Below are 8,880 nucleotides of genomic sequence, written 5' to 3'. Positions count from 1 at the left end.
GCGGAGCCGGGGCCTCCGGCTCTGCGCCGCGCCCGCCCGGCGCGACTGCGCGGGGACCGCCGGGCGGGGGCCGGGCCGCCATGCCCCGGCCCACCGCCGTGTCCGGCTCCTGCCGGCCGGGCACAAGGCCCGGGAACGTCAGAAGAAGACCGAGCGGCGCTGCACCAGCAGCTTGTAGAGGGTGTGCTGGATCGTCTCGCGTACCTGGTCGGTCAGGTTGAAGACCAGCATCGGGTCCTCGGCCGCCTCCGGCGCGTAGCCGTCCGTCGGGATCGGCTCGCCGAACTGGATCGTCCACTTCGTCGGCAGCGGCACCATGCCCAGCGGCCCCAGCCACGGGAACGTCGGCGTCACCGGGAAGTACGGGAAGCCCAGCAGCCGGGCCACCGTCTTGGCGTTGCCGACCATCGGGTAGATCTCCTCCGCGCCCACGACGGAGCACGGGACGATCGGCACCCCGGTCTTGAGCGCGGTCGCGACGAAGCCGCCCCGCCCGAAGCGCTGCAGCTTGTAGCGCTCGGAGAAGGGCTTCCCGAGCCCCTTGAAGCCCTCGGGCATCACGCCGACCACCTCGCCGCGTTCGAGCAGCAGCTGGGCGTCCTCCGCGCAGGCGAGGGTGTGCCCGGCCTTGCGGGCCAGCTCGTTGACGAGCGGCAGCACGAACACCAGGTCCGCCGCCAGCAGTCGCAGGTGCCGCCCCGCGGGATGGTGGTCGTGGACGGCGACCTGCATCATCAGCCCGTCCATCGGCAGCGTCCCGGAGTGGTTGGCCACCACGAGGGCACCACCCTCGGCCGGGATGTTCTCGATGCCCTTCACCTCGACCCGGAAGTACGACTCGTACAGCGGCCGGAGCAGCGACATCAGGACCTGGTCGGTGAGCTCCTCGTCGTAGCCGAAGTCGTCGACCTCGTAGTCGCCGGTGATCCGGCGGCGCAGGAAGGCCAGCCCGTGCGCCACCCGGCGCTCCCAGGGCCCGCCCAGCAGCCGGTCCGCGGCCGAGCCGAGCGCGGCGACCAGCGGGCCGCCCGGTGTGCCGGGGTGCCCCTCAGCGCCCTCCGCCGCGGCCTGCGCGCCCTCGGACGCCTCACCGGCACCATCGGTGCCGGGGGTGTCCGCGGAGGCCGTCACGGCGTCCTGGACGGCGTCGGGCTCCGCGGCGACGCGCACGGCCCGCTCCTCCACCGGCAGCGCGGCCACCGCGTTCCCGGTGTCGCCGCCCGCCTTTCCGCGGGCCGCGGCCCGCCCGCGCGAGCGCGGTGCCCCCCTCCGCGTCCGCGTGTCCTCGTCGAACGGGATGACCTTGGCGTCCGCCATGGTGCGGTTCCTCCTCGCAGCAGTGCTCACGAGCTCAGTCCTCGGGGGCCGCCCGCGGGGACCAGCGCGGCGAGCCGGTCGACGGCCTCGGCGAGCCGGTCCGGCGGCAGCAGGCCGGGGCCGTGGCTGCGGGCGAAGTCGCCGAAGGTCTCGGCGGTGGTGTACTTCGGGGTGAAGCCGAGCGTCTCGCGCATCTGCGTGGTGTCCACGACCCTGCCGTGGGTGAGCAGCCGGATCTGCTCGCGCGAGAAGTCGGTGACGCCGGCGGTGCGCAGCATCTGCCCCACCCAGGTGACGGCGGGCAGCAGCACCGGCACCGTGGGCTTCCCCAGCCGTCGCGCGGTCTGCGACAGCAGGAGCACCCCGTCACCGGCGATGTTGAACGTGCCGCTGTTGATCGTCCCGTTGCGCTCGTCGCGCAGGGCCAGCATCAGGACGTCGATGACGTCGTCCTCGTGCACGAACTGCAGCCGCGGGTCGTAGCCGAGCACGGTCGGCAGCACCGGCAGCGCGAAGTACTCGGCGAGCGGGGTGTCGGCCCGCGGGCCCAGGATGTTGGCGAACCGCAGAACCGATACGGCAACGTCCGGGCGACGCCGTGCGAAGCCGCGTACGTATCCCTCGACTTCGACCGCGTCCTTGGCGAAGCCGCCGCTGGGCAACGACTTGGGCGGCATGGACTCGGTGAAGACCGCCGGGTCACGGGGCGCCGAGCCGTACACGCTCGTCGTGGACTTCACCACCAGGCGGCGCACCGTCGGGGCCTTCTGGCAGGCGCCCAGCAGCTGCATCGTGCCGATGACGTTGGTCTCCTTGACCGCGGTCCGGCTGCTGCGGCCGGGCAGCGTGCCGCTGACGTCCATGTGGACCACCGTGTCCACCGAGTGCTCCGCCAGCACCTTCGCGATCATCGGGTGCCTGATGTCGGCACGGACGAACTCCGCGCCGCCCAGACGGTGCGGGGGCGGCATCGTGTCGACCCCGATCACCCGGTCGACGTCGGGGTCGCGCATCACGCGTCGTACCAGCCGGCCGCCGAGCTGGCGGGCGACTCCGGTCACCAGCACCACTTTGCCCAAGATCAGCGCCTTCCCTCGCACCGCATGTACGCACCGTATCGGTTCGATGTTGCGCCGTGATGACGCCCGAACGTACGAGCACCGTCAAGGAGGGCCCGGCCGGCGGTCCCCCCGGGAACGCGACTGCCCTCCCGCCCCCACGGTCCGTGGGGGCGGGAGGGCAGTGAAGTGCGACGCGTAGCTCGCTTACTTCTTGTTGCGACGCTGCACACGCGTACGCTTCAGCAGCTTGCGGTGCTTCTTCTTGGCCATACGCTTGCGCCGCTTCTTGATGACAGAGCCCACGACTACCCTCGCTTCGTTTTCACTCGGTGCGGGGCGTCCGAGCCCACACGACCTACGTCGGCTCAGCCTACCCGTCCGCAAGCGCCGAGTAGAAACCGAGGCGGCCGTCAGGCAGTTTCCCCCACCCCCACGTAGGACTCCCGAAGATAGTCATGGACGGCCTGCTCCGGCACCCGGAAGGACCTCCCCACCCGGATCGCCGGCAGATGACCGCTGTGCACCAGCCGGTACACGGTCATCTTGGACACTCGCATCACCGCGGCGACCTCTGCCACGGTCAGGAACACGACCTCGTTGAGAGGCCTCTCGCTTGAAGCCATGACACACCTGAACCTTCCGCACATGACGGGCACCGGCTTCCCCTCCGGTGACTCCCTCTCGCACGTGCGCTCCTCCCCAGATTAGGTGCGGGTGATGCAAGTGGGGAAGAGGAGTAGCGATCGGTTGACTACTGTGACAGACACGCTCGATTGAGTACATAGCGCGTAAGCGGTCGGTAGTAATCGGACCGCACAGCGTCATCAAGCGGAACCACGGCCGAAACCCTGCCCTCCACCTCGGCGACGAAGACCGCGGGGTCGTCCGCATCGGCCAGCCCGATGGCCTCGATGCCCAGCTGACCTGCTCCGCAGACCCAGCCGTGGTCTCCCACCACGAGGCTCGGCAGCAGTCCCCCACGTCCTGCCGCACCGGCCAGCGCGGCCCGAACCGGGAGCGGGGAGTGCGTGTGTACCGCCGGCGCACCACGGGCGCCCTCACCCGGCGCATCCCGGACCGTCGCGACGCCCCCTACGTACCAGAGGTTGTACGTGCGTAGGCCGAATTGCGTCGTCATGTCGATACATCGGCCATGCGATGGGGTGAGTACGGGACATCCCGCCGCCGACAGCCCGGCCGCCAATCCGGCGTAGAAGCCGAGCAGCCGATGCGGGTGACCAGTACCGATGAGCACGGGCTCCCTGCGCCGCGCGGCCTCCTTCAGCCGGCCGGCGAAGGCCTCGAGTCCCGCGAGCGTGCTGTCCGGGTCGATCACATCCTGCCCGGAAGTGTGCCCCGGGTCAGGCGAAACCCCGCATCGGTCGGCCATCAACCGCAAGAGACCGGACTGCGTCCAGGGCCGCGCCGGCTCCAGTCCCAGCGTCTGCCGCGGATCACCCGCGGCGAACAGCCGATAGCTGCGCAGGCTCTTCTCCCGCGGTGTCGTCACGACCCCCGCGATCCCCGCCCCCACCAGATGCGCCCGCAGCGCGGCAACAGTCACCACGCGCCGATGGTGGCCTCCCCCGCCCCCCTCACGTGCCGGAACGGCCCGGACATCACTCCCGAGGGGCGGCCGTTCGGGTCGGCGTACCCGGCGAAACCCTCCGTACAATACGGACATAGCACGCGACAGCGATGGGAGGGCCCCGTGGCCGACACCTCCGCCGACGCGGGCGAGTTCGACTACGTCGTGGTGGGGGCGGGAACCGCGGGGTGCGTGCTCGCCGCCCGTCTCTCCGAGGACGACGCGACCCGTGTGCTGCTCCTGGAGGCCGGCGGGGCAGGCCGTCCTCCGGAGGTCTCCGTCCCCGCGGCCTGGCCCGGCCTGCTCGGCACCCCCCTGGACTGGGCGGACCGCACCGTGCCGCAGACCGGGACCGGTCTCGCCGTGCCGTGGCCCCGCGGCCGCGGCCTGGGCGGCAGTTCGGCCATCAACGCCATGAACTTCCTGCGCGGCCACCGTTCCGGCTACGACGCCTGGGCCGCCGAGGGCGCGCAGGGCTGGGGCTGGGACGACCTGCTGCCCTGCTTCCGCCGCAGTGAGGACCTCACCGGCGTCCCGGGCCGCGACCCGGAACTGCGCGGCATGGAAGGACCCCTGCGGGTCGGCCCCGCCGCCGACCGCCACCCCGTCGCCCGGGACTTCCTGCGCGCCGCCGTCGACGCCGGCCACCCCGAGGCAGGCGACCTCGCCGGCGGCCTGGAGGAGGGGTTCGGCTGGGGCGACCTCAGCATCGCCGACGGCGTACGCCAGGACGCCGCCACGGCCTACCTGCGCCCGGCACGGCACCGGCCGGGCCTGCACGTGCTGACCGGGGCCCTCGCGCACCGGGTCCTCCTGGCCGGCGGCCGCTGCACGGGCGTGGAGTACGCCGCGGACGGCGAGCTGCGCACCGCCCGCTGCTCCCCGCCGGGGCAGGTGGTCCTTGCCGCGGGCGCGGTCGGCACCCCGCAACTGCTCATGCTCTCCGGCATCGGCCCCCGCAACCACCTGCGCCACTGGGGCGTCCCCACCGCCGTGCACCTGCCCGGCGTCGGCTCCCACCTGCTGGACCACGTGGTCTCCGGCGTCGTCGTACGGGCCCCCCGCCCCGTCCCGCCGGGCGCCAACAACCACGGCGAGGTCCAGGGCCTGATCCGCACCCGGCCCGACGCACCGGGCCCCGACGTCCAGTTGCAGGTCGTCGACGTCCCGATCCGCGAGGAGAGCCTGCCCGGCCCGGCCGTCGGCGAAGGCTGGACGGTCATGGTCGCCCTCATGGCGCCGTACGGCCACGGAACGGTCCGGCTCTCCGGCACCGCCCCCGGCGCGCCACCGCTCATCGACCCCCGCTACTACGCCGACATCCGCGACCTCGACACCATGGTGCGGGGCCTGGACGCGGCACGGGAGATCGCCGCCGGCCCCGCGCTGGCGGACTGGTACGGCGAGGAGGTCCTCCCCGGCCCGGACACCACCGGCGGCACCGAGCTGCGCGCCTACCTCGGCCGCAACCTACGCTCCTACAACCACTACGCGGGCACCTGCCGCATCGGCACCGACGCGTACGCCGTCGTCGACCCCGCCCTGCGGGTGCGCGGTGTCGACGGTCTGCGCGTGGCCGACGCCTCGGTGATGCCGGCCCCGGTCTCGGCCAACACCAACGCCACGGTCTACGCCATCGCCGAACGTGCGGCGGAGCTGCTGCGGGCCGGCGCCAGGTCGCCCCTCGCGGGGCCCGGACGTGCCTGAGACCCTGCCTAGGGCAGCAGCCCGTGCAGCGGGAAGACCGCCCGCCGGGTCGCCAGGATCGCCTGGTCCAGCCGGTCCGCCGGGTCGTACCCCGCGTCGTGGAAGCCGGTGAACGCCGCGTCCCGGCCGTCCGTCATCCGCAGCGGCCCCATCTGCCGTGTCCTGCGGTACACCTCCGCCCGCCACTCCTCGGGCGTCGCCGCCTCCGGCGCGACCGGCTGCCCGGCGGCGATGCCCACCAGGTGCGTCCACGTCCGGGGCACCACGTCGACCACCGCGTAGCCGCCCCCGCCCAGGGCGACCCAGCGGCCCTCGGCGTGCTCGTGCGCCAGGCCGTGCAGCGCCTCCGCCACCGCCCGCTGCGCGTCCAGGCTCACCGCGAGGTGCGCCAGCGGGTCCTCGAAGTGCGTGTCCGCGCCGTGCTGGGTCACCAGCACCTGCGGCCGGAAGGCCGCGAGCAGCTCCGGGACGACCGCGTCGAACGCCCGCAGCCAGCCCTCGTCCCCGGTGCCGGCCGGCAGCGCCACGTTCACCGCGCCGCCCTGCGCCTCCGGGCCGCCGGTCTCCTCCGGCCAGCCGGTCTGCGGGAAGAGCGTGCGCGGGTGCTCGTGCAGCGAGATCGTCAGCACGCGCGGGTCGTCCCAGAAGGCCGTCTGGACGCCGTCCCCGTGGTGCACGTCCACGTCCACGTACGCGACGCGCTCCGCGCCCAGCTCCAGCAGCCGGGCGACGGCCAGCGCGGCGTCGTTGTAGACGCAGAACCCGGAGGCCATCCCGGGCATCGCGTGGTGCAGCCCGCCCGCGAAGTTCACCGCGTGCGTCACCTCGCCGCGCCACACCGCCTCGGCCGCCCCCACCGACTGGCCCGCGATCAGCGCCGAGACCTCGTGCATGCCCTCGAACGCCGGGGTGTCCTCGGTGCCGAGGCCGTACGCCAGTTCCGTCATGCCCTTGGGGTCGGCGGAGGCGCGGCGCACCGCCGCCACGTACTCCGCCTCGTGCACCAGGCGCAGCGTCGAATCGCCGGCCGCGGGGGCCGCGGCCACGGTCACCGCCCGGTCCAGACCGAAGGCCCGGACCAGCCCCATGGTCAGCGCGAGCCGCACCGGGTCCATCGGGTGGCCGCGACCGAAGTCATAGCCCGTTACCTGCTCGTCCCACATCAGCTGTGCGCGGCCGCTCATGGTCGACACCGTATCGGGCGGGCTCCGCCCCGAACGAGCGGGCGTACAGCAGCGTCGCCGTCACCAGCAGCATCGGGACCAGCATCGCCCCCCGGTAGCTCCACGCGTCGCCCAGCGCACCCACCAAGGGGGAACCGACCAGGAAACCCACGTAGTTGAAGATGTTCAGCCGCGCGATCGCCGTGTCCGACGCCCCCGGGAAGAGCCGCCCGGCGGCCGCGAACGTCTGCGGCACGATCACGCACAGCCCCAGGCCCAGCAGCGTGAACCCCGCCATCCCCACCCACGCGCCCGGCGCGGCCGCGACCACCGCGAAGCCCGCCGCCGCCACCAGCGCGCCCGCGCGCACCACCGCCGCGGCCCCGAAGCGCCGCACCCCGAGGTCGCCGACCGCGCGGCCCAGGAGCGTGGTGACCATGTAGACGTTGTACGGGACGGTCGCCAACTGCTCGGAGCCGCCGAGCACGTCCTGCAGGTACTTCGCGCTCCAGTTGGAGACGGTGGAGTCCCCGATGTACGCGAAGGCCATCACCATGCAGAGCGGGAGCAGCAGCCGCATCGCCACCGCGGTCCCGGCCGGCGAGGCCGCCGCGTCCTGCCCGTCGGGGGCATCGGCCTTCTGGTCGACGTACCAGCGACTGCCCGCCAGCGTCAGCGGGATCAGCACCGCGACCACCGGCCCGTAGAGCACCGCCAGCGACAGGTGCCAGTGCGCCCCCGCCCAGGCCAGCGACGCCCCCAGGATGCCGCCGAAGCTGTACGCGGCGTGGAAGCCCAGCATGATGCTGCGCCCGTACGCGCGTTGCAGGCTCACCCCGAGCATGTTCATGGACGCGTCGAGGGCGCCCACGCATATCCCGAAGACGGCCAGTGCCGTCGCCAGCTGCCACAGCGCGTCCCCGGCGCCGGCGCCCAGCAGCGCCAGGCACACCACGGGCTGCACCCACCGCAGCACCACGCTCGGCCGCACCCGCTTGACCAGGTGCTCGGTGGCGACGCTGCCCACGCCGGCCAGGACGGGCACCGCGGCCAGGAACACGGGCAGCAGCGCGTCACTGATGCCGTAACGGTCCTGCAGCGCCGGGATCCGGGTCACCAGCAGCGCGAACGCCGCCCCCTGCGCGAAGAAACTGACGGCCAACGAGGCCCGTCCATGGCGCAATCCGCTGTCGATGCCGTCCATGAGCGTGCAGCGTAGGGCCGCGGGCTACGGACGGGTAGATCGATCACACGAACAGTTTCGCGGGCAGCTCCGCCATGTCCGCGAACAACTCCCGTGCCCCGGCGCCCGCTCCCGCCAGTTTCTCCGCCGGCGTCATCGCCGTGAAGCCGTACGCGTCCATCCCGGCCGCCACCGCGGCCCGCACCCCGAGCGGACTGTCCTCCACCACGGCGCACCGCTCCGGCGCCACGCCCATCGTGCGTGCGGCGTGCAGGAACAGGTCGGGTGCCGGCTTCCCGCGGCCGACGTCCTGCGCGCTGAAGATCCGCTCCTCGTCGAAGTACCCGTACAGCCCGGTCTTCTTCAGCGCCACCCGGATCCGCTCGTGGCTGCCTGAGGACGCGACGCAGTACGGCACCCCGTCCGCCGCCAGCTTCCCCAGCACGGTCGCCACGCCCGGTACCGGCTCCAGTTGACGCCGGAAACCCTCGAAGACGCGTGCGTAGTACGTGGCGTCGAAGTCCTCCGGCAGCCGCTGCCCGGTGCGCTCGGCGACCAGGTCGTGGACGCGGTGCATCGCGGAGCCCATGTAGTCGCGGACGGACTCCTCGTACGTGGTGGGGTGGCCCAACTCCGTCAGCAGGCCCGCCAGGATGCGGTTGGCGATCGGCTCGCTGTCCACGAGCACGCCGTCGTTGTCGAAGATGACCAGGTCGTAGCGCACCGCCCCACTGTAGTCGGGCACCGGATCCGGCCGGCCCGGCGCTTTGGGGGGACAACGCAGAAAAGCCTCAGCCCCCGAGTCGAAACTCAGGGGCTGAGGCTAATAATTGTTCGGCGGCGTCCTACTCTCCCACAGGG

General features: G+C 72.9%; 9 protein-coding genes. 1 reads left to right on the top strand and 8 read right to left on the bottom strand.

Annotated features, from left to right (window positions below):
• Nucleotides 1-138: 138 nt before the first annotated feature.
• The 5 genes from ACFV3E_RS07850 to ACFV3E_RS07830 all read right to left on the bottom strand — a co-directional run bounded on the left by ACFV3E_RS07850 (nt 139) and on the right by ACFV3E_RS07830 (nt 3,945).
• The gene (locus tag ACFV3E_RS07850; RefSeq protein ID WP_500533944.1) at nt 139-1,317 is read right to left on the bottom strand and encodes a lysophospholipid acyltransferase family protein; all 1,179 of its coding nucleotides are present in this window, start codon (nt 1,315-1,317) and stop codon (nt 139-141) included.
• A 26-nt stretch (nt 1,318-1,343) separates the two neighbouring features.
• Entirely contained in the window at nt 1,344-2,396 is a 1,053-nt protein-coding gene (locus ACFV3E_RS07845; RefSeq protein WP_500533942.1) for an NAD-dependent epimerase/dehydratase family protein, read from the bottom strand.
• 186 nt (nt 2,397-2,582) lie between these two features.
• Entirely contained in the window at nt 2,583-2,681 is a 99-nt protein-coding gene (locus tag ACFV3E_RS07840) for a 30S ribosomal protein bS22 (protein ID WP_003948845.1), read from the bottom strand.
• Nucleotides 2,682-2,788: 107 nt separating this feature from the next.
• On the bottom strand, nt 2,789-3,001 hold the full coding sequence (locus tag ACFV3E_RS07835) for a helix-turn-helix domain-containing protein (protein WP_018558718.1): 213 nt from the start codon (nt 2,999-3,001) through the stop codon (nt 2,789-2,791).
• A gap of 128 nt (nt 3,002-3,129) precedes the next feature.
• Nucleotides 3,130-3,945 carry a phosphatase gene (locus ACFV3E_RS07830; protein WP_500533940.1) on the bottom strand — a complete coding sequence of 272 codons (816 nt, stop codon included), beginning with the start codon at nt 3,943-3,945 and terminating at the stop codon, nt 3,130-3,132.
• Between the two features lie 144 nt (nt 3,946-4,089).
• On the opposite strand from ACFV3E_RS07830, the gene ACFV3E_RS07825 reads away from it, so the two are divergent.
• Nucleotides 4,090-5,673, top strand: a complete 1,584-nt coding sequence (locus ACFV3E_RS07825; RefSeq protein WP_500533939.1) for a GMC family oxidoreductase — start codon at nt 4,090-4,092, stop codon at nt 5,671-5,673.
• 8 nt (nt 5,674-5,681) lie between these two features.
• On the opposite strand, the gene ACFV3E_RS07820 is transcribed toward ACFV3E_RS07825, so the two are convergent.
• From ACFV3E_RS07820 to ACFV3E_RS07810, 3 genes are read right to left on the bottom strand one after another with little or no spacing between them, the layout of a single operon-like run.
• On the bottom strand, nt 5,682-6,857 hold the full coding sequence (locus ACFV3E_RS07820) for an acetoin utilization protein AcuC (RefSeq protein ID WP_500533938.1): 1,176 nt from the start codon (nt 6,855-6,857) through the stop codon (nt 5,682-5,684).
• Nucleotides 6,808-8,040, bottom strand: a complete 1,233-nt coding sequence (locus ACFV3E_RS07815; protein WP_500533936.1) for an MFS transporter — start codon at nt 8,038-8,040, stop codon at nt 6,808-6,810. The genes ACFV3E_RS07820 and ACFV3E_RS07815 overlap by 50 nt, the downstream gene beginning before the upstream one ends.
• 43 nt (nt 8,041-8,083) lie before the next feature.
• Complete coding sequence (locus ACFV3E_RS07810) at nt 8,084-8,743, bottom strand: HAD family hydrolase (RefSeq protein ID WP_500533935.1); 660 nt, start codon at nt 8,741-8,743, stop codon at nt 8,084-8,086.
• Nucleotides 8,744-8,880: the final 137 nt, after the last annotated feature.

Source organism: Streptomyces sp. NPDC059718 (assembly GCF_042733315.1).
Classification (GTDB): Bacteria; Actinomycetota; Actinomycetes; order Streptomycetales; family Streptomycetaceae; genus Actinacidiphila.
The sequence above is the reverse complement of the archived record's forward strand: the minus strand, read 5'-3'. Positions and strand labels throughout refer to the sequence as shown.

What these genes read in the sequence shown, in the direction of transcription:
- ACFV3E_RS07850 (WP_500533944.1), bottom strand. Translation starts at nt 1,317, where the DNA reads ATGGCGGACGCCAAGGTCATCCCGTTCGACGAGGACACGCGGACGCGG.
- ACFV3E_RS07815 (WP_500533936.1), bottom strand. Translation starts at nt 8,040, where the DNA reads ATGGACGGCATCGACAGCGGATTGCGCCATGGACGGGCCTCGTTGGCC.
- ACFV3E_RS07820 (WP_500533938.1), bottom strand. Translation starts at nt 6,857, where the DNA reads ATGAGCGGCCGCGCACAGCTGATGTGGGACGAGCAGGTAACGGGCTAT.
- ACFV3E_RS07835 (WP_018558718.1), bottom strand. Translation starts at nt 3,001, where the DNA reads ATGGCTTCAAGCGAGAGGCCTCTCAACGAGGTCGTGTTCCTGACCGTG.